The sequence below is a fragment of the Candidatus Methanoperedens sp. genome, from assembly GCA_012026795.1.
Taxonomy (GTDB): domain Archaea; phylum Halobacteriota; class Methanosarcinia; order Methanosarcinales; family Methanoperedenaceae; genus Methanoperedens.
Window position 1 is genome coordinate 179,811 of sequence record VEPM01000001.1, and the last position, 19,863, is coordinate 199,673.

Sequence of the window (19,863 nt, forward strand, 5' to 3'; positions counted from 1 at the left end):
GTGAGAGAATGAAAAAAAATATTTTATTAATAATACTATTGTTTTTGGTCCCTATAGGACAGGCAATCGATGAACCGCTTGTGATTTCATACTGGGGTTATGTAACCGTGGATGGTATCACAAAACAAAATGCTGTGATCACAGTGCTTGATTCATCATGCAATTCAGTTGCAAGTACAACGAGCACACAAAATTCTTCATACAGGGTAGAAGTACGCATGGATCAAGGAGTAACTTCAGGCGAGACCCTGACATTCAATGTAGATGGCAAGACTGCGAAAACGATAGCAGTTGGCGGCAAAGGAACAAACAACAGGCTGGACCTGGCAATATCAAGTTCTTCAACGAATACATGTACTGCTGGAGGAGATAGAAACACCAATGGAGGTTCAGGAGGAGGCGGAGCCAGTGTTTCTGCAGAAGCCTTTGAAAACGTAGTGAAGAAAGAAACGAGAGATGAAGTCTTATCCGTAAATGTTCCCAGGTCATTTATTTTCACGACCCCGGAGCTGCCTGTATCCGAGGTAGCGATAACTAGCAATATAAATGCCGGCCTTATACATGTCCAGGTCGAGCTTCTAAAAAACAGGTCCACACTCGTGAAAGATGATGCACCCGGAAATGTTTATAAATATGTCAATATCTGGGTTGGCACATCAGGCTTTGCAGTGCCGCAGAACATAAAAGAGGCTGTAATCAAATTCAAACTTGAGAATTCCTGGATAACATCAAAAGGTTTCAAAGAATCGGATATTGCAATGCTCAGATGGGACGGGACACAATGGACCTCACTTGCTACTGAGAAAAAGAACAGTGACGGGAATTTCACGTACTATGAGGCAAAAACCAACGCATTCTCACCGTTTGCCATTTCAGGAGTTAAAGGAGTGGTGTCTGCTGCCGGGGTTGAAGTAACAGCCAACCAGACGCAAACTCCTGTACCTGCAGCCACTAAAAAAGCGCCGGGATTAGAGTTCGTTCTTGCCGTAGCAGGCTTGATGGCTGCAGTTTTAAGAAAGAGAAGCTAAAAGCCATGAAATAGTTTAAAACCACAGAGAACGCAGAGAACACAGAGTTTTGTATTTTATTCTCTGAGTCCTCCGCGCACTCTGTGGTTTATTTCAAATTTCTCTCTCTTTTTTTTTACTTTTATTCATCCTTAATTCGACAACTAACCATCAAAATGGCAGATTTTTCTTAATAATCAATTAACGCCATACGTTCTTATTCCATTGATAAGACAAAGCCCATGAAATAGTTTAAAACCACAGAGAACGCAGAGAGCACAGAGAAAATGGAATTGAATGAAATATCAGAAAAGATCATTGGGGCGGCAATACAAGTACACAGAACCTTGGGACCTGGATTGCTGGAAAGTACATATGAAGCTTGCTTGAAATATGAATTGGAAAAACGAGGTTTAAAAGTCCTGTCTCAGGTTGGACTTCCTGTCATATATGATGGGATAAAAATTGATTTGGGATATAGACTGGATCTTCTCATAGAAGATGCCGTAATCATAGAACTTAAAGCCGTAACTACGGTAACCCCTCTTCATGAGGCACAACTACTCTCTTACCTTAAGTTAAGCGGAAAACACCTTGGTCTTTTAATTAATTTCAATGTGACGCTTTTAAAGGATGGAATTACTCGGAGGATCAATTAATAACTCTGTGTCCTCCGCGCACTCTGTGGTTTTTTTCAAACCAGAGAATAATAAAAAGTATTGGATTCACAATCCAACGGTTGATTTGACGCCATAGGTTATTAAATATACTTGCGGCAATTTTAAGAAAGAGAAGCTAATGGCTATCTCTTTTTGTACATTTTTTTATATTTGCCAGCTTCTATCCTTTTAAATAAAAATAAACCAAATAAAAACAATATAATACTAAAAAAATAGTTATTGTACTTTATTTTCTAATTTAAGACGATAAAAAAACCCAAAAACTTTCAATACAGTTATAGAAACCGCTGTTCATAATACAATAGAGCGATCGTGATACTAAAGTTAATATATCATCAAATACTTCATATATTTATAGAAACCGCTGTTCATAATACAATAGAACGATCGTGATACTAAAGTTAATATATATCATATACATATCATAATCATGATAATAATAAGAAACCCATTTATCTTATAAATTGTATTGAGTGTATCCTATGAAAAGAGAAAGCGTCATAATAATCATTCTGGCATTATTGGCTTATCTTAGTTTAATATATACTGGCAGTGCGTTTGTGCTTGATTGCATGGTATGCCACAGCGGCCCCCAGAACGGTAGTTTATACCCCGCAATTGACACATCTTCTTTCGGGAACCACACAAATGTGAATAGAACGGATGGGGCCGGAAATCTCACAAGCTGGGATTGTATGGCCTGTCATTATTCGGCCGATAAGTTCAACCTGCCCCACACTCCCATAGTATCCACATATACCTGTGAGCAATGTCATATCAGCAACATCAGCGGAATAGTTCCGGCTGATCGCATGGTGTATAACCATAACAGGACAGGCAATGTGTCCGTGACAGCGTCATGTGCTGATTGCCACAACAAGACCTCAAATCTTTTCAGGTACAGCGCCAATGCAAGCGCTTCCCACTATGGAAGGAATGCAAGCTTTGGCATATCTCCGGGTGAACCATATTGCGCTTATTGTCATGAGAATTCCTCATCTGTTTACCGGGATTTAATGCAAAACCAGACTAATGCAATGTTAGGGAACCATACATTCGGCAGGCTCAATGCAAGCCATCGAGCCGGGTACCCTAATTGTACGACCTGCCACTGGACAGACACGATCCATGGCCCGAACCTCACAAAGCCTGTGCCAAATTCAAGCTTCTGCATTAATTGCCATAAGGAGGACAGACTGCAAAAGGACATGCATGCAGGAAAAGTAGAATGCAAATCATGCCATACGGAAGTTGATTCCGATATCCATAATATTAAATATTTACTTCAGGACGGAACATATAGAAGCTCAAATGCTACAAATTGTCTGGATTGCCATGGAGGAAATCCGTGGCCTACGTTCAAACTGACATTCTCTGACCTTGTCGCGAACTGCACTACCTGCCACCTGGGGAACGGCCTGATAAAATTTTCAGGAGCGCCGCGCTTTCCCTCGCCATTGATGCACAGTTCTAATCCTGTTTCCGGAAGATTGTGGAACGGCACACAGGCCGCTTACTGGGACAGCCAGGTAAACGCCTGCTATTATTGCCATGGGAAAACACTTCATGATACTAATGCGCCTGGAAATGTCTCGAATATCAGTGCGGGAAACGCCCTGAACCAGAGCATTACAAATACGAGTTTCTGGTGCGCCAACTGCCATTACAATGGTAGTGTTCCATCCGGAAATTATTCCTATAATGTCACATCTTATTCTCCAGTACCGCCTGAAATGCAGAACAAGTCCGGGCTTGTTCCTGCCACAGCAAGCGATGGGACCACGTTCTATAACCACTCGCTGGCTGAATATTCCGATCTTGCATGCAGGACGTGTCATGCACCGGATGCTCCTGCAACAAGTGCTTTATTCGTTCATAATGTAGGCGCGGGCGGAGGGGGGCCGGATTGCATGTCCTGCCATGATAGCAGGGGAGGAGGCGCGCCTGCTGATAAGAGAATAGATATCGTTTCATTTAACCTGAGCGTGCATTATGGCCTGAATAACGGCAGTAACGGCGCATGCTGGGCATGCCACGGCAACGGAACTGCGCCTTCGGGACATCCTCCGGAATATAAATCACCCAGGAAGTGCAGCAATGACTCGTGTCATTCCCTTAACCAGAAATTCCGCGCCCCCATGGTATATTCACATTTCAGGAATGCAAGCCTGATTGACAATCCTACGAACGCTTTTAATTCCAATGTCACGACCAGTAATGACTGTCAGGGGTGCCATGCAAACAGCGTGAATTCACAGGGCAGGAACATAAATTCAACCGTATCCCATTTTGCCTCAGGCGATCTTTTTGACAGTATCAATTGCATATATTGCCATCTTAATGAGGATAACTCCGAGAAGTGGGGGAATGCTACGCTGATATATGAGAACAGGACCGCGCTTGTTGAACTCAACAGGGAAAATAACAAATTCACTGCCAGGGAGGGGGAATATATTGACTTAGGTTTCGGTTTCATCCTCAAAGTAGTTGAAGTTTCATCGGTCAGGAGCAGCGTACTGATCGAACTTAGAAAAGAAAATGTAATTGTTGATAAGAGGCTTATAGGAATTGGAAATTATACATATGAGGAGTATCTAACTATCGACAATGGTAGTGTGAAAGTGCCTGCGGTTGTAATTAACGTCACAGGCATTTTTAAAGGAAGTGATACTGGTTTAATCAATTATGAGGGTTTCAGGCTAAAAAGAGTTCATCCTGAGAAAAAAACCACATCATGCTACTCATGTCATGTGAAAGCTATGCCAAAAGCAAAGTACAGGGTCATTGAAAGGGTCAGCGGTGAGAACAGTGAGAAAGATGAAATATATTACACCAGGGAAACGGCCAATTTTACGGATAATAAAATATTCGATGAAAATGCTGTTCTTCAATTATTAGGGATACTTACTGAAAAAGACCTGCATGTGACCATACAGCCTGAAAAACGCAGGTCGCTGTATGAAGGGCAAGTCTGGAATATCTCTGAAAAAACAAGCCTTGTGGTAAGAGGCGTGGATACCAGGGATGAAAATGTCCTCCTCCAGTTGCAAACAGGTGATTATTTTTATGAGGATATCGTAAACAGGGGAGGCATATTTGAATTCAGCCCGAAAATTAATTATCTTGGGAACCAGCCAAAAAATATCACGGTTTTCAGGGCAAAGGTGTCAGGAATAATCCAGGCAAGGCCGAAGAATATGGTAGTTATTGAGGATGTGTTTTCCCTGTCGCCTGATATCAGGAAAATTAATGCAAATCAGACGCTTGCCGGCTATAATGCAAGCTGGCTATGGGAAAATTCAACCATTAATGTCGGGAAAATCCCTGATGATTTCCATTCTCTCCAGCTATATGATGGCGGCAACGGTGGGGGAAATTGTCTTTCCTGCCACGGTGGAGAGGGTTTTTCAGAGAAAAAAGTACTCTCACTCGGAAAGCATAATATGCTAAACGGCGGAGGGAATAATGCCTGCTATGCATGTCATGGGGGGACTGCGGATATACAGGCACATCCGGCAGGTTATAAGAACCCCAGGAACTGCCTGAGCTGCCATGCGGCTACAAGTAATAATTATAGCGCCGTGTATATAGGCGATGAGGAGCACAGGAAGGAAAAATGTGGGTCTTGCCATGTATCAAATATTCATCAGATTATAGGGCTGCCCATGGCGCCTTCGGTTAAAAAAATAGTAATTACAAAAGAAAATAGGACGACCATATTGAGGGCATCGGTATCTGCCGGATATAAAATGAAAGTAAGAGATGCCAGATATTACATTGATACACCGCTTAATAAATCCGCGATGTCCCCGGTAGACGGGGTTTTTGATTCACAGGCAGAGGATGTATATGCCCGGATTGATTTATCAAAATTATCGCCTGGCAAACATATGGTGTATGTTGAAGCCATGGAGCGAAAAAACAAATGGGGAGCGCCATCTTCGCTTGAGTTCACAATAGAGGGAGGGAGTTTGAAAGTCCCGGAGAAGAAAAACATAAGTATGCTGACGCTGACAGATACATTAGCAATATTAATCATCACTTTTGTTTTGAGGCGTTTTAGATGAAATATTTAGTATTCTTCAAGGGAAACATTTAAGGTTAATAGTACCGTATAAGGGGCGCACGTCTGCGAGGTTCTAAGAGAATTGCCATTTATTGAGGAATATTTTTCATCCGTGATTGGTAGAGTTTATTTAAGATTCGTGGATGATACGGTTGGGCTCGTAGCTCAGTCAGGCAGAGCACCGGGCTTTTATTCAAATGAGAAGAAACCCGATGGTCGAGGGTTCAAATCCCTCCGAGCCCGTCTGCCCGGGAGGTAATTGTGTGAAAGAGAAAGAGAATACCGGCAGGGAATTCAATCCCCTAAAACATAGAATGGTACCGAATCACGAAATATTAAGTGAAGATGAAGTTGAAAAAGTATTAACCGAATTCAAAATAGAAAAAGAGCAATTGCCTAAAATCCGAATAATAGATCCTACCGTAGTAGCATCAAAAGCAAAAATTGGAGACGTGGTACGGATCACCCGGGAAAGCAAAACGGCAGGTATAGCTTATTATTATCGCATGGTAATCGCGTGAGCTGTAAATAGAGGTAACATGTTGGACAGAAGGGTACTATCAAAAGTGTATTTTACAAGTGACAAAATTGTTAGACATCATGTAGATTCTTTTAATGATTTCCTGGACCATGGTCTTCAGAAAGTCATTGAAGAGCAGAGAATAATTGAAACTGAAATTGAGGGAACATACGTCAAACTCAAAAAGATAAGAGTTGGTTTCCCTGTTGTGAGGGAAGCGGATGGTGCTGTTGATAAACTCCATCCCACTGAAGCACGGCTTCGGAATATTACTTACGCTGCACCGCTTTTCCTGAGTATGGCTATCGTCACGCCTGAGGGAGAAAAGGAAGAAAAAGAAGCAGAGATCGGCTTACTTCCGATAATGATCTGGTCAAAAGCGTGCAATCTTATAGGATTGTCCCAGAAAGAGATGATCGAACTGGGAGAAGACCCGCAGGATCCAGGGGGATATTTCATTGTGAACGGAACGGAACGCGTTATAACTACACTTGAAGATCTTGCCCCGAATAAGATCCTTGTGGAAATGGAAGAACGCTATGGCGAGAATATTGAAGTTGCCAAAGTATTCTCGCAGCGCAGGGGTTATCGCGCCCTTGTTGTTGTTGAGAGGAACAAAAAATCTATCCTTGAAGTTTCATTCCCATCCATATCAGGAAGGATCAATTTCGTCACTCTTATGAGGGCTCTTGGAATCGAGACCGACCAGGACATTGTCAATACTGTGTCCGATGACCCTGAGATCATCAAATTCATGCTTGAGAACCTTGAAGAAGCTGAAGCTGCCAACAAGGTCGAAGCAATGGAAAAAATCGGGTTAAGGGTGGCTTCAGGCCAGTCAAGGGATTACCAGGTCAAAAGGGCGAATTACGTTATTGACCGGTATTTATTACCCCACCTGGGGAATGATGAAATCCACAGGATCGTAAAAGCACAGTTTATCGGCAGGATGGCCCAGGCATGTTTTGAACTGGCGCTTGGCAAAAGAGGCAGCGACGACAAAGACCATTATGCAAATAAGAGGCTGAAACTGTCCGGCGAATTGATCGAAGACCTGTTCAGGGTATCTTTCAACAGGCTCACACGTGATATCAAGTACCAGCTTGAAAGAGCAAGCATGAGGAACAGGGATTTGAATGTCACGACAATTGTCAGGTCAGATGTTTTAACCGAACGGCTTGTTCATGCCCTGGCTACAGGTAACTGGGTAGGGGGCAGGACAGGAGTGTCACAATTGCTTGACAGGACTGATTATATTGCGACCTTGTCCCATTTAAGAAGGGTCATTTCACCTTTATCAAGGGCACAGCCGCATTTTGAAGCAAGGGATCTGCATCCCACCCAGTGGGGAAGAATATGCCCTTCTGAAACACCTGAGGGCCCTAACTGCGGACTGGTGAAAAATTTCGCGCAGCTTGTGGAGATATCAACAGCTGCGGGTAATGAAGTACAGCTTAAGAAAATGCTCCTGGACATGGGTACTGCGCCGATCATACCACAGCTTCTTGGAATGGAAGAAGTTCCCACAACATATGCCACGGAATTAGAAGCGCTTGAGGAAGCTGAAGAAATAAAAACAAACATGCCCGAAGAGGAGGCTGAATCATTTGAGTAAGTCAAGAGTTTTTTTAAACGGTGAACTTATTGGTACTATTGCAAATCCAAAAGAACTCGTCCGTGATTTGAGAAAAAAACGAAGAATAGGTGAGATCAAAAAACAGGTGAATATCATATTCTATGAGGATACGAATGAGATAATCATCAACTCGGACCAGGGCAGGGCAAGACGCCCTGCAATAATTGTTGAAGCTGGCAAACCGCTTGTAACACCGGAACACATTGAACGCCTGAAAAAGAAGGAGATTACCTTTGACAGTCTTGTGGACGCAGGTCTGATCGAGTACCTGGATGCTGAAGAAGAAGAAAATGCGTTCATAGCGATCGATGAAAAGAATTTGAACCCCAAGCACACCCATCTTGAGATGGACCCGTCTTTGATCCTGGGGATATGTACCGGCATGGTTCCTTTCCCGGAACACAACGCATCGCCAAGGAACACAATGGGCGCAGGCATGGTCAAACAGTGTCTTGGTATGTCAACCCCGAACATGAAATTAAGGCCTGATACAAGAGCCCACGTATTGCATTATCCCCAGAAAGCGCTTACTTCGACACAGACTGCAGAAGCGATCGGTTTTGACACACGCCCCGCGGGTCAGAATTTCGTTGTAGCGGTATTATCTTATGAAGGATATAACATTGAAGATGCCCTTGTTATAAATAAAGGTGCGATCGAACGCGGTCTTGGAAGAAGTCATTTCTTCAGGACGAACGAAGGAGAAGAAAGAAAATATCCCGGCGGCCAGGAAGATAAATTCGAGATACCTGATACGGAAGTAAGGGGTGCCAGGACTGCGGAAGTTTATAATCAACTGGATAGCGACGGTCTTGTTAATCCTGAAATCCCGGTCGGGCCAAATGATGTCCTGATCGGGAAAACAAGCCCGCCAAGGTTCCTGGAAGAGCCAACAGAATTAGGTTTGAGCCCTGTACAGCGCAGGGAGAGTTCAGTGACTATGCGTTCAAATGAAAAGGGTATTGTAGATACCGTAATACTTACGGAATCTGAAAACGGTTCAAGGCTTGCAAAAGTAAGGACACGGGATTACAGGATACCTGAGATAGGGGATAAATTCGCCTCACGGCATGGCCAGAAAGGGGTAATTGGCCTTATAGTACCTTATGAGGATATGCCATTTACCGAGAACGGTATGGTTCCTGACCTTATAATTAACCCGCATGCTATCCCTTCAAGAATGACCGTAGGACACGTTCTTGAGATGATCGGAGGTAAAGTGGGCGCACTTGACGGGCGCAGGATCGACGGTACTGCTTTCTCCGGTGAATCCGAAGAGAATTTAACGTCCTCACTTTCGGAAAACGGATTTTCAAACACAGGTAAAGAAGTTTTTTATGACGGCATAACAGGTAACAAGATACAGGCTGATGTTTTTGTCGGGGTAATCCTGTACCAGAAACTATATCATATGGTATCTTCAAAAATGCATGCAAGGTCACGCGGGCCTGTACAGGTATTGACCAGGCAGCCAACAGAAGGCAGGGCAAGAGAGGGAGGCTTGAGGTTTGGAGAAATGGAACGGGATGTTCTGATCGGGCATGGTGCTGCAATGGCCCTCAAGGAACGATTGCTTGACGAATCAGACAGGGTCATGGAATATGTATGTTCTAACTGCGGCATGATAGCCACACTTGATAAACGAAGGAATACTACTATCTGCCATGATTGCGGCGCAGAAACTGATATACACCCTGTTGAGATGAGCTATGCCTTTAAATTGCTCCTTGATGAAATAATTTCTCTTGGCGTAGCGCCGAGGCTTGAATTGGAAGATGCTGTGTAGGTGAATATTATGGTAGTTGCAACCCCCAAAAGAATAAAGCAGATCAAATTCGGACTTATTTCACCTAAAGAATTCAGGAAAATGAGTGTAACAAGAATCATAACTGCTGATACATATGATGATGACGGTTTTCCCATTGAAATGGGATTAATGGATACAAGGCTTGGTGTAATAGACCCCGGTCTTAGATGCAAGACATGCGGCGGAAGGGCAGGAGAATGTCCGGGTCATTTCGGGCATATTGAACTTGTAGCGCCTGTGATGCATGTGGGTTTTGCCAAGCTGATACGCAAAATATTAAGAGCGACATGCAGGAATTGCGGAGCGCTGCTTCTTGATCCCAACCAGAAAAAGGAAACCGTAGAAAAGATACGCACCCTTAAGAAAATGGGACAATCCATAGAAGATGTTGTAAATGACGTTTTCAAGGAAGCGCGTAAAGCCGGAAAGTGCCAGTATTGCAATGAAGAGCAAAAAGAGATCAAATTCGAAAAACCCACAACATTCGTGGAAGACGGCCATAAGCTGATGCCAACGGACATTCGTTCACGTCTTGAAAAGATGACTGACGAGGATATTGAAGTGATCGGCATGGATTCCAGGAACGCACGTCCTGAATGGATAATCCTGACAGTACTTGCAGTTCCTCCTGTTACGATGAGGCCGTCAATAACTCTTGAATCAGGGCAGCGAAGTGAAGATGACCTTACGCACAAACTTGTAGATATAATCCGCATTAACCAGAGATTCCAGGAAAACCGGGAAGCTGGAGCACCACAATTGATTATTGAGGATCTATGGGAATTATTACAGTATCATATAACCACATTTATCGATAATGCAGTTTCAGGAGTGCCCCCTGCCCGCCACAGGTCAGGCAGGCCGCTTAAAACCTTATCCCAGAGATTAAAAGGTAAAGAAGGAAGGTTCAGGGGAAGCTTATCTGGTAAACGTGTTAATTTCTCTGCAAGAACAGTGATATCGCCTGATCCTAATCTTGGAATGCATGAAGTAGGAGTTCCGCTTGCAATTGCAAAGGAACTCACTATAACATTGTATGTAACACCAAGAAATATTAATGAAGTAAAGGAATATGTCAGGCGCGGCCCGGATAACCATCCTGGCGCCAATTATATCGTCAGGGCGGATGGAAGAAGGTTAAGGATCACTGATAAGAATGGCGCTGAACTTGCAGATCTCATTGAACTGGGGTGGAAAGTTGACAGGCAGATGAAAGACGGCGACGTGGTTTTATTCAACAGGCAGCCCTCACTTCACAGGATGAGTATAATGTCTCATGAAGTAAAAGTATTGCCGCATAAGACTTTCAGGTTAAATCCAGCCGTATGCCCGCCATATAACGCTGACTTTGACGGTGATGAAATGAATATGCACGTACCGCAAACAGAAGACGCGCGTGCGGAAGCAAAAATACTGATGAACATCAAGGAGAATATCATCTCACCGAGATTCGGCGGTCCTATTATTGGCGGTATCCACGACCACATTTCAGGTCTTTTCTTACTTACAAATAGTAAAGATAAAATTAATAAAGATGATGCACTGGAGCTCCTTGCAAAATCCGAGATATGGGAATTGCCGGAACCTGCAGGAAAAGAAGATGGGGAACCATACTGGAGCGGAAAACAGATTTTCAGCCAGATACTTCCAAAAGGTCTTGACCTGCAATTCAAGGCTGAAATATGTGAACAATGCGATAACTGCAAAGGTGTTGACTGTGAAAATGACGCTTATGTAGTGATAAAAGATGGTGTGCTGGAAAAAGGTACAATTGATGAAAAAGCAGTAGGCGCTTTTAAAAGTGTGATCATTGACAAATTAATAAAAGAGTTCAATACTGCGACGGCCTGTAAGTTTATTGATGATGCCACCCGTCTTTCTATCAGGGGCATTATGCGAAACGGGTTCAGTTTCGGGATAAACGACGAATATGTACCTCCGGAAGCGCAAAACCAGATAAATGAGACCTTGAACTCTGCTACTGATAAGGTGGAAAAATTAATCCAGGCTTACGAAGCCGGCGAGCTTGAACAACTGCCAGGGCGAACCATCCGGGAAACGCTTGAAATGGAAATAATGAAAGAATTAAGCAAGGCAAGAGATGCTACCGGTGAAATTGCGGGAAGACATCTTGGAATGGATAATTCTGCGGTGATAATGGCAAAATCGGGCGCCAGGGGATCGATGCTTAACCTTACACAGATGGCGGCATGCGTGGGACAGCAGGCTGTCAGAGGTGAGAGGATCCAGAGAGGATATGCAGGACGGACATTATCCCACTTTGATAAAGGTGATCTGGGAGCGCAAGCACACGGATTTGTAAAAGCAAGTTATAAGGGTGGATTATCTCCCACTGAATATTTCTTCCATGCCATAGGAGGAAGAGAGGGTCTTGTGGATACAGCCGTAAGAACATCACAGTCCGGGTACTTGCAGCGCAGGCTTGTGAATGCACTCCAGGATCTTGAAGTACAGTATGATGGCACGGTAAGGGATACAAGGAACATGATCATCCAGTTCAAATTCGGAGAAGATGGTATCAATCCAATGAACAGTGATTTCAGTAAAACCGACGCAATAAAGCGGATAATTGATTCAGTAACAGGAGTGAAGGAATGAGCGCAACTCAAAAAAACATTGATGAATTAATCTTCGATCTCAAGTTGCCCCAGAATGTAATTGATAACCTTAACAGGGAACTGAAAGAACGCAAGGTTACAAAGAAACAGATGGAAGAGATCGTAAAACGCCTTCATGCCGGATATGATAATGCCAGAATTGAAGCTGGTGAAGCAGCCGGTGTGGTTTCTGCACAATCAATCGGAGAACCTGGTACGCAGATGACAATGAGAACATTCCACTACGCAGGTGTGGCCGAAATTAACGTTACGCTCGGTCTGCCCCGCCTGATTGAAATAGTGGATGCAAGGAAGAATCCCAGCACTCCGATGATGACCATTTTTCTTGAAAAGAATTATTCTCATGACAGGGATAAGGCACGTGAACTTGCCTGGAAAATAGAGGCCACTTATATAAATGTCCTGGGCAGCATATCCACCGATATTACGGAAATGAAGGTACTGATCGAACTGAACAAAAAAGCCCTGGTCCAGAGGAACATGACCTCGAAGGAAATTGCAGACAGGATCGAAGAGGAACTCGGAGTATCGTGCGAAATAAAAGGGGATACGCTTGTATTGGAGCCCGGTAAGCCTTCATACAGGGAACTTTTGCAGCTTGTAAAAAGTTTGAACTCGGTAATTTTGAAAGGTATTAAGGGTATAAAAAGGGTCGTTATCAGGAAAGAAGATACTGGTGAATATGTATTATACACCGAAGGTTCCGTGCTTAAAGAAGTCCTGGCAATTGAGGGTGTTGATGCAACCCGGACAAGGACAAATAATGTAAATGAGATCTTTGAAGTAATGGGGATCGAGGCTGCAAGGCAGGCATTGATCAATGAGGCCACAGACACCCTTAAAGAACAGGGTCTTAATGTAGATGTCAGGCATATAATGCTTGTGTCAGATATTATGACTGTCGACGGGGATGTAAAACCCATAGGCAGGCATGGTATTTCCGGTGAAAAGGCCAGTGTGCTCGCAAGGGCTGCGTTTGAAGTAACTGTCAACCACCTGCTGGATTCCGGAATGAGGGGTGATGTTGATGAGCTAAGAGGCGTCACCGAAAACGTAATAGTCGGACAACCCATAAGATTGGGTACCGGAAATGTTAAATTAATTGCACGAAAATCTAAATAATGGAGAAAAGTTATGGAAACTGATTTAAATAAAGTATTCAGAAGCGTTTTATCAACAGGAAAAGTTGTTATAGGCACACGGCAGACCATTGATGCTGTAAAAAATGGAAAGGCGCAGAGTGTTGTTTTATCATCGAATTGTCTTGAAAAAACAAGAAATGAATTAAAAGGGGTACCCGCAATAAATTATCCCGGAAACGGGATTGATCTTGGGATTGCATGTGGAAAGCCGTTCTCAATTACAGCTTTTGCGGTTCTGGAGCCAGGTGATTCCGGAATACTCTCTTTAAAGGAGAATGAATGAGTGAAGTTAAGTTAAGCATGGATGGAATAAGGTATATTGCGTTATTTGAAAAAATCACCGGGGCGCAGGCAAGAGATTGCTATGAGGATACCGAGAACAACAGGCTTCTTTTTGTGGTCAGGAACGGCGATATGGGGCTTGCTATAGGAAAAGGCGGGGAACACATCAACAACGTGAAAAAGGCTATTGGTAAATCGGTAGAAATAATCGAACATTCTGATGATCCTGTATTGTTCATTAAAAATGCATTTCATCCAATAATTCTAAAAAATATTAATATTAAAATTAATGATGGCAAGCGTATAGCTTATGTAGAAGTTCCAACTAAAGAGAAGGGGCTTGCCATCGGGAGAGACGGCAAAAATATTGAAAAAGTAAAAAAGCTCTCCTTAAGGCATCATAATATAAACGACGTAATAATTCAGTGATTAAAATTATATATTGGAGGAAAAAAACTACATGGGAAAAGGATTATACGCGGCTCGTAAATTAGAGAGCGTCGACAAAAGTAATAGATGGAGCGATGGAGATTTCGCAAGACGAGCCCTTAATTTGGATGTAAAGGCTGACCCGCTCGGAGGCTCCCCGCAGGCAAGGGGTATTGCTCTTGAGAAAGTCGGTATCGAGGCAAAACAGCCAAACTCAGGGATCAGGAAATGTATCAGGCTCCAGCTTATCAAGAACGGCAAACAGATAACAGCTTTCTGTCCCCAGGATGGGGCTATTAATTTCATAGACGAACATGATGAAGTGGTCGTTGAACGGATCGGCGGAAAAATGGGGGGCGCCATGGGAGATATTCCCGGAGTTCGCTGGAAAGTAATATCTGTAAATAATGTTGATCTAAGACAGATGGTTCTTGGCAAAAAGGCAAAACCGGTGAGATAATATGCAAAAATTATTCGGAAAATGGGATTTTACGGAAGTTGAGGTCAAAGACCCGAGTGTCAAGAGTTACATTAATCTTACACCTACAGTTGTTCCGCATTCGGGTGGCAAGAATTCAAAAAAGCAGTTCGCAAAGACGAACCTGAACATTGTGGAGAGGCTCATAAATAAAGTCATGCGTGAAGAGCATAATACGGGCGCCAAGATAACTGTTACCACGATAATGATGGAAGCATTTGAAACAGTCAACAAGAAAACCGGCCAGAACCCGATACAGGTTCTTGCAAATGCTATTACAAATGCAGGTCCGAGAGAGGAAACCGTCAGGTTACAGTACGGTGGTATTGCTGTTCCGAAATCTGTTGATACTGCCCCACAGCGCCGCGTGGATACCGCACTTCGCCTCATCGCCGAAGGCGCACAGCAGGCATCATTCGGCACAAAGAAATCACTTGCAAATGCGCTTGCAGACGAAATAATCGCTGCAGCCAACCATGACGTAAAAGGATATGCCATGGGCAAGAAAGATAATATTGAACGGGTCGCAAAAGCGGCAAGATAATCGCATAACTACGGTTGTTACCAAAAAATGGGCATAGTTACCTGACATAATAACAGGTAACTGATACCTACACCACTAATCAGGCGGTTTCTCCGGGTTTCCCGAAAGTTTCTCCAGGTTTCTTGACAACCTGGGGAAGAGGTTCTGATGATGAATGACCTTCTTCCATCTTCTTTAACCTTTTTTTCGTTTCTTCTCCTGTTACGCTTTGCAGCAACGATGGCATTTTATCCTTCAAGCCGAAACCAAGGGCAATTCCAAGACCTACGCCGGCGCCTAATGCAATTCCCCATGCCAGAGCAGTTGCGAATACGTAAATAATGCTTGTGTTAATCCTCAACTGATCAAGTGCCACGATTATTACTATAAAGTACAGGAATATCTTTATTGCTGTCGAGAAAATGCCTATATAAGGAATATCTGAAGAGGTTCCTGTTGTTTTGATTAAATCGCCGACCAGGTCAGCGAATATGAAGCCAATTATCATTACTACCAGGGCTGCCAGGAGATTCGGGATGTAGAGCACCACGCTTTGAGCGAAAGATGTTAGCATCGGGATTCTCAGAACATCTACGGCAGCCATAATTCCGATAATATATATGAACCATCTTATTATCAAGTCAAATACATGAGGTAATGAAGTTCCTGATGATTCAATGGATTTTCCAATAGCCGTTTTTCTCAATGCATCATCAACGCCGACTTTATCCAATCCGGCGCTTGCTAGCTTACCGACTGCTCTTCCTATTATCCATGCAATAATCAGTATAATTATTGCAGCAACTAAAGTTGGCAGAAATGCCATTATGCTGCCAATAGCAGCACTGAAAGATTCAACAACTACCATACAACACACTCCAAATAAATTATTGTTATATGGGATATTAATACTTATTGCTATGTTTATTCTGCGCTTAGAATCTCATGTATGGTTATCAATAATTTCTCAACCGTGTAAGGCTTGGTTAAAAAAGCGTTCATCGTGCTTGCAGCTTTTGTTAATTTGTCTTTGTCCGTTAATCCGCTTGCTATAATAATCTTTAGCTGCGGATTGATTTTACGCAACTCTTGAACGCCTGTCAGCCCGTCCATGACAGGCATCATCATATCCATAAGGACAAGTTTGATTTCTTCCCTGTTTTGCTTGTACAAAGCTATTGCCTCCAGCCCGTTATTGGCTGTGAGCACTTTGTATCCATTTGTTTTTAGTGTTGAACCGGTGATCTCACGAATCTGTTCTTCATCATCAACAACAAGAATTAATTCTCCATGCCCTGTTACACGTTCACCCGTCGGCTCCTGTGTTTTTTGTGTTTCAATCGTCATAATTGCAGGCAGATAAACCTTGAATGTCGTTCCTTTTCCAGCTTCACTATATACATTTATAAACCCGCCGTGGCTTTTCACAATTCCAAGAGCAGTGGAAAGACCAAGACCTGTGCCTTTCCCATGCTCTTTTGTTGTGAAAAACGGTTCGAACATCCTGTCCATTATTTTAGGAGGAATGCCGGTTCCGGTATCTGTGACAGCAATTACGATATAACGACCGACCCTGGCTTCAATATTAATACGAGTGAAGTTCTCATCAATGAAAATATTCCCGGCAGATATACTCAGCATACCGCCGTCAGGCATAGCATCGCGGGCGTTCACGCACAGGTTCATCAGAACCTGGTGTAGTTGTGTTGCATCCCCGGAGATTGTCCAGAGATCTTTCCGTATATCGGTCGTGATCACAATGGATCTCGGGAATGTCTCTTTTGCTATCTGCTTTATTTCTGATATAAGATGCGCTGTTTGAAGAGGTATGCGTTCACCCTCTGAGCCTCGAGCAAATGACTGGACCTGCTTTATCAAATTAGCTCCGCGCCTGGCGCCCCGGCCAAGAATATCAATCAATCGCTGGCTTTCATTATCCGTGAATTTTTCCTTTAACAGTTCCAATGACAGCATTATCGGCGTCAGGACATTGTTGATGTCGTGAGCTATGCCACCTGCAAGCGTGCCTATGCTCTCCATGCGCTGGGCCCGCAGGAACTGTTCTTCAAGCTTCTTTTTCCCGGTTATATCCGTATTTATGATAAGTATTGATTTTGGTTTTCCCTTGTTATCATGCATCAGGGTCCAGCGGCTTTCGACAATGATTTCCCTGCCATCTTTTGTTATATTGTACAACTCACCGCTCCACTCACCTTTCTCAACTACGCTCTTTCGGGCTTCGATATGGCGGGGTGAATCTTCTATATCTTTATGCAGAATCTCGCTGGCATTTTTGCCTATAGCTTCCTCTGTGGTCCAGCCGTACAGGCGTTGTGCGCTTTTATTCCAGTAAGTGATGCGGTCTTCTAAATTCCGGACTAAAATAGCATCCTGTGCTTTATCAAGAAGAGCAGCCTGCTCCTGTATTTGCTCTTCGGATCGCTTGCGCTCGGTGATATCCAGAAGAGACAATATACTCTTTTTTGTTCCCGGTATCATAGCGATGTTCAGGAAAATATCCCTGATATTGCCGTTCCTGTCAATTGCCCGGAACTCGTATTTATCCGGAGCCAGCTTCGGGTCAACTCTCCTTTCACGGTGGTACTTTATCATTCTTTCCAGGTCTTCTTTTACAACAAATTCTGTCCAGCTTTTTTTACCTTCCACTTCCTCTCGGGGATAACCTGTGAGTTTTTCAAACTCTTCATTTACCAGGGATATTTTAGTATCCTCTTCGATAATCCCCATTGCGGTTCCGGTAGTCTCGAATACAGTCCTGTATGTGTTCTCTGACTCTTTTAGCGCATTTTCCATACGCTTGCGCTCAGTAATATCGCGGGCCGCAGTCAACATGTAATTATTTTTTTCAAGAGAAACATAACTGATATTTACCTCTACAGGCAATATCGCGCCGTCTTTACGCCTCTGCCAGCCTTCAAAAATCAAATATCCTTTTTTCTTAACTTCTTGCACATGTTCTTTCCAGGAAAAATGATCCGGCAGGACGGTTTCAAAGTCAAAAACATGCATGTTAAGGAGTTCCTCACGTTTATATCCCAGGCTGCTGCATGCTTTACCATTGACATCCAGGATACGACCGGTTTCAGGGTCACCAACAAATATAGCGTCGTTTGACTGGTCAATAAGATTGCGAAATAACCGTAACTTCTCCTCAGCCCGCCTGCGTTCGGTTATATCTTTCACAGTCCCCACAAGTGCCACCCTGCTGTGGAAAGTAATAATTCCAACATTTGCATTGACCAGTATCCTGTTTACTCCATCTTTATGCAGCACACGGAATTCGTATTCTTTGGGTAGGTACTGTCTTTCCTGCATTCGATAGTAGCGATCTGTGACCATTTTTAAATCTTCCGGCGCAATAAGTTCCAGGAAATCCTTTCCGATAACTTCATCCACAGTGTACCCGGCTATCCTGGCAAACGACTCATTTGCAAATTGAATTTTTGCATCCTGGATAATAAAGACGCCGTCCTGGATATTATCAATTAACGTGCGATATTTTTCCTCAGATTGTTGTAATGCTTCCTCAACCCGCTTATGCTCAGTGATATCCCTTCCGAAGCTAACAGTTCCGATAATCTTATCATTTTCATATAAAGGGACAGTATTAACCGAAAGTATGAATATCCTGCCATCTTTGTTATAGACCCTTACATCATAACTTTGTGGATTACCCTGGAGAGTTTTAAGGAATATTTCCTGTATTTTTGGTAAGTCTTCCGGGAAAATCAGAGGGACAAAACTTTTACCGATCAATTCAGAAAGTTTGTATCCACTGGTTTCCTCACTCCTCCTGTTAACAAAAGTGAAGTTACCCTCGTTATTTAATGTCCAGATGAGATCGTGCGCAGTTTCGATAATAGTGCGGTAGCGTTCCTCGCTCTGGCGCAGCATTTTTTGCTTGACATTTATCAGTTTAGCCCTTAGTTGCATCTTCTGGAACCGTAATATCAGGGATCCGACCATCATCCCGGTTGCAATTACAACCAGGGCAGTACCTGCATCAGCTTTCCTCTGTGCTTGCCGAGCTCTTTCACTATAGACGGCGCTGGTATTCGTGATCATATCACTGAGCACATTGAAGCCCGGATCGACCCGCTCTTTATCAACAATGTCTGCTTTTTCAAGATCCCCCGCTGCCATCAACCTGAACATTTCATCCATACTGGTTTCATATTCGAGCTGTGTTTTATGAAGCTGCTGTAACCTCTCTTCTCCCGGATCAAGCATCATTAATTCATTGAATGTTTGCGCTATCTGACTCTCGACCTGCTGTACTTCTTCCAAAACTTTCGAATCAGGTTCCCGCCGGAACTGCCATTCCAGAGAGTCCAGATGGTATGATTGCCCTTTAAGGCGAGACAATAACAACTCGGCCTGGCGGCTTTCATTAGCATACTGGTGGAGCATAGCAATAGAAACAGCAGCTAACAATGCAACTGCTAATGCAAGAACAAGGATCGACCACCCGGGAATTTGACTTTTGCTTTTTATAATATTCATTAATGACCCACGAAATATCATTGCGGAACACAGATGCAAATATCCCTCTGTGCGTTTGGAAAATGGTTATTATGGTAATTAAATATACCTATGATAATTATTTTCAATTGTTTATGACTATATATGTATT

The 19,863-nt window shown here is 43.3% G+C and carries 14 protein-coding genes and 1 tRNA gene; 13 read left to right on the forward strand and 2 right to left on the reverse strand.

The annotated features are described in order from the left end of the window. The first annotated feature begins 8 nt into the window (after positions 1-8). From FIB07_00875 to FIB07_00935, 13 genes are all read left to right on the forward strand, one after another. Positions 9-1,028, forward strand: coding sequence for a PGF-pre-PGF domain-containing protein (locus FIB07_00875; GenBank protein ID NJD51403.1), 1,020 nt, complete (start codon positions 9-11; stop codon positions 1,026-1,028). Positions 1,029-1,294: 266 nt separating this feature from the next. Next, positions 1,295-1,666 (forward strand): GxxExxY protein, encoded by a 372-nt coding sequence (locus FIB07_00880; GenBank protein NJD51404.1) that lies wholly within the window; start codon positions 1,295-1,297, stop codon positions 1,664-1,666. Between the two features lie 503 nt (positions 1,667-2,169). Then, positions 2,170-5,754, forward strand: coding sequence for a hypothetical protein (locus FIB07_00885; protein ID NJD51405.1), 3,585 nt, complete (start codon positions 2,170-2,172; stop codon positions 5,752-5,754). A gap of 153 nt (positions 5,755-5,907) precedes the next feature. Next, positions 5,908-5,996: transfer RNA gene (locus tag FIB07_00890), tRNA-Lys, on the forward strand. 71 nt (positions 5,997-6,067) lie between these two features. Continuing rightward, positions 6,068-6,274, forward strand: coding sequence for a DNA-directed RNA polymerase subunit H (locus tag FIB07_00895; GenBank protein NJD51406.1), 207 nt, complete (start codon positions 6,068-6,070; stop codon positions 6,272-6,274). An 18-nt stretch (positions 6,275-6,292) separates the two neighbouring features. Beyond that, positions 6,293-7,888 carry a DNA-directed RNA polymerase subunit B'' gene (locus tag FIB07_00900; GenBank protein ID NJD51407.1) on the forward strand — a complete coding sequence of 532 codons (1,596 nt, stop codon included), beginning with the start codon at positions 6,293-6,295 and terminating at the stop codon, positions 7,886-7,888. Continuing rightward, on the forward strand, positions 7,881-9,695 hold the full coding sequence (gene rpoB, locus FIB07_00905) for a DNA-directed RNA polymerase subunit B (protein ID NJD51408.1): 1,815 nt from the start codon (positions 7,881-7,883) through the stop codon (positions 9,693-9,695). Before FIB07_00900 ends, rpoB begins: the two co-directional genes overlap by 8 nt. 9 nt (positions 9,696-9,704) lie before the next feature. Then, positions 9,705-12,335 carry a DNA-directed RNA polymerase subunit A' gene (locus FIB07_00910; GenBank protein NJD51409.1) on the forward strand — a complete coding sequence of 877 codons (2,631 nt, stop codon included), beginning with the start codon at positions 9,705-9,707 and terminating at the stop codon, positions 12,333-12,335. Next, positions 12,332-13,477, forward strand: a complete 1,146-nt coding sequence (gene rpoA2, locus FIB07_00915) for a DNA-directed RNA polymerase subunit A'' (GenBank protein ID NJD51410.1) — start codon at positions 12,332-12,334, stop codon at positions 13,475-13,477. The genes FIB07_00910 and rpoA2 overlap by 4 nt, the downstream gene beginning before the upstream one ends. 12 nt (positions 13,478-13,489) lie before the next feature. After that, on the forward strand, positions 13,490-13,780 hold the full coding sequence (locus tag FIB07_00920) for a 50S ribosomal protein L30e (protein NJD51411.1): 291 nt from the start codon (positions 13,490-13,492) through the stop codon (positions 13,778-13,780). Beyond that, on the forward strand, positions 13,777-14,208 hold the full coding sequence (locus FIB07_00925; protein NJD51412.1) for a NusA-like transcription termination signal-binding factor: 432 nt from the start codon (positions 13,777-13,779) through the stop codon (positions 14,206-14,208). Before FIB07_00920 ends, FIB07_00925 begins: the two co-directional genes overlap by 4 nt. 31 nt (positions 14,209-14,239) lie before the next feature. Continuing rightward, complete coding sequence (locus tag FIB07_00930; GenBank protein NJD51413.1) at positions 14,240-14,668, forward strand: 30S ribosomal protein S12; 429 nt, start codon at positions 14,240-14,242, stop codon at positions 14,666-14,668. Position 14,669: 1 nt separating this feature from the next. Next, positions 14,670-15,230: a 30S ribosomal protein S7 gene (locus tag FIB07_00935; GenBank protein ID NJD51414.1), complete on the forward strand. Its 561-nt coding sequence runs from the start codon at positions 14,670-14,672 to the stop codon at positions 15,228-15,230. 79 nt (positions 15,231-15,309) lie between these two features. Here the strand turns inward: FIB07_00935 and FIB07_00940 are convergent, their stop codons facing one another. Together FIB07_00940 and FIB07_00945 are read right to left on the reverse strand one after the other, a co-directional pair. Further along, a complete protein-coding gene (locus tag FIB07_00940; GenBank protein NJD51415.1) occupies positions 15,310-16,077 on the reverse strand; it encodes a hypothetical protein in 768 nt (255 codons plus the stop codon). A 56-nt stretch (positions 16,078-16,133) separates the two neighbouring features. Next, positions 16,134-19,754 carry a PAS domain S-box protein gene (locus FIB07_00945; GenBank protein NJD51416.1) on the reverse strand — a complete coding sequence of 1,207 codons (3,621 nt, stop codon included), beginning with the start codon at positions 19,752-19,754 and terminating at the stop codon, positions 16,134-16,136. Positions 19,755-19,863 lie beyond the last annotated feature (109 nt).

Excerpts from the sequence above, each read along its gene's own strand:
- FIB07_00875 (NJD51403.1), top strand. The coding sequence starts at position 9 with ATGAAAAAAAATATTTTATTAATAATACTATTGTTTTTGGTCCCTATA.
- FIB07_00880 (NJD51404.1), top strand. The coding sequence starts at position 1,295 with ATGGAATTGAATGAAATATCAGAAAAGATCATTGGGGCGGCAATACAA.
- FIB07_00885 (NJD51405.1), top strand. The coding sequence starts at position 2,170 with ATGAAAAGAGAAAGCGTCATAATAATCATTCTGGCATTATTGGCTTAT.
- FIB07_00895 (NJD51406.1), top strand. The coding sequence starts at position 6,068 with ATGGTACCGAATCACGAAATATTAAGTGAAGATGAAGTTGAAAAAGTA.
- FIB07_00900 (NJD51407.1), top strand. The coding sequence starts at position 6,293 with ATGTTGGACAGAAGGGTACTATCAAAAGTGTATTTTACAAGTGACAAA.
- FIB07_00910 (NJD51409.1), top strand. The coding sequence starts at position 9,705 with ATGGTAGTTGCAACCCCCAAAAGAATAAAGCAGATCAAATTCGGACTT.
- rpoA2 (NJD51410.1), top strand. The coding sequence starts at position 12,332 with ATGAGCGCAACTCAAAAAAACATTGATGAATTAATCTTCGATCTCAAG.
- FIB07_00920 (NJD51411.1), top strand. The coding sequence starts at position 13,490 with ATGGAAACTGATTTAAATAAAGTATTCAGAAGCGTTTTATCAACAGGA.
- FIB07_00925 (NJD51412.1), top strand. The coding sequence starts at position 13,777 with ATGAGTGAAGTTAAGTTAAGCATGGATGGAATAAGGTATATTGCGTTA.
- FIB07_00930 (NJD51413.1), top strand. The coding sequence starts at position 14,240 with ATGGGAAAAGGATTATACGCGGCTCGTAAATTAGAGAGCGTCGACAAA.
- FIB07_00935 (NJD51414.1), top strand. The coding sequence starts at position 14,670 with ATGCAAAAATTATTCGGAAAATGGGATTTTACGGAAGTTGAGGTCAAA.
- FIB07_00940 (NJD51415.1), bottom strand. The coding sequence starts at position 16,077 with ATGGTAGTTGTTGAATCTTTCAGTGCTGCTATTGGCAGCATAATGGCA.
- FIB07_00945 (NJD51416.1), bottom strand. The coding sequence starts at position 19,754 with ATGATATTTCGTGGGTCATTAATGAATATTATAAAAAGCAAAAGTCAA.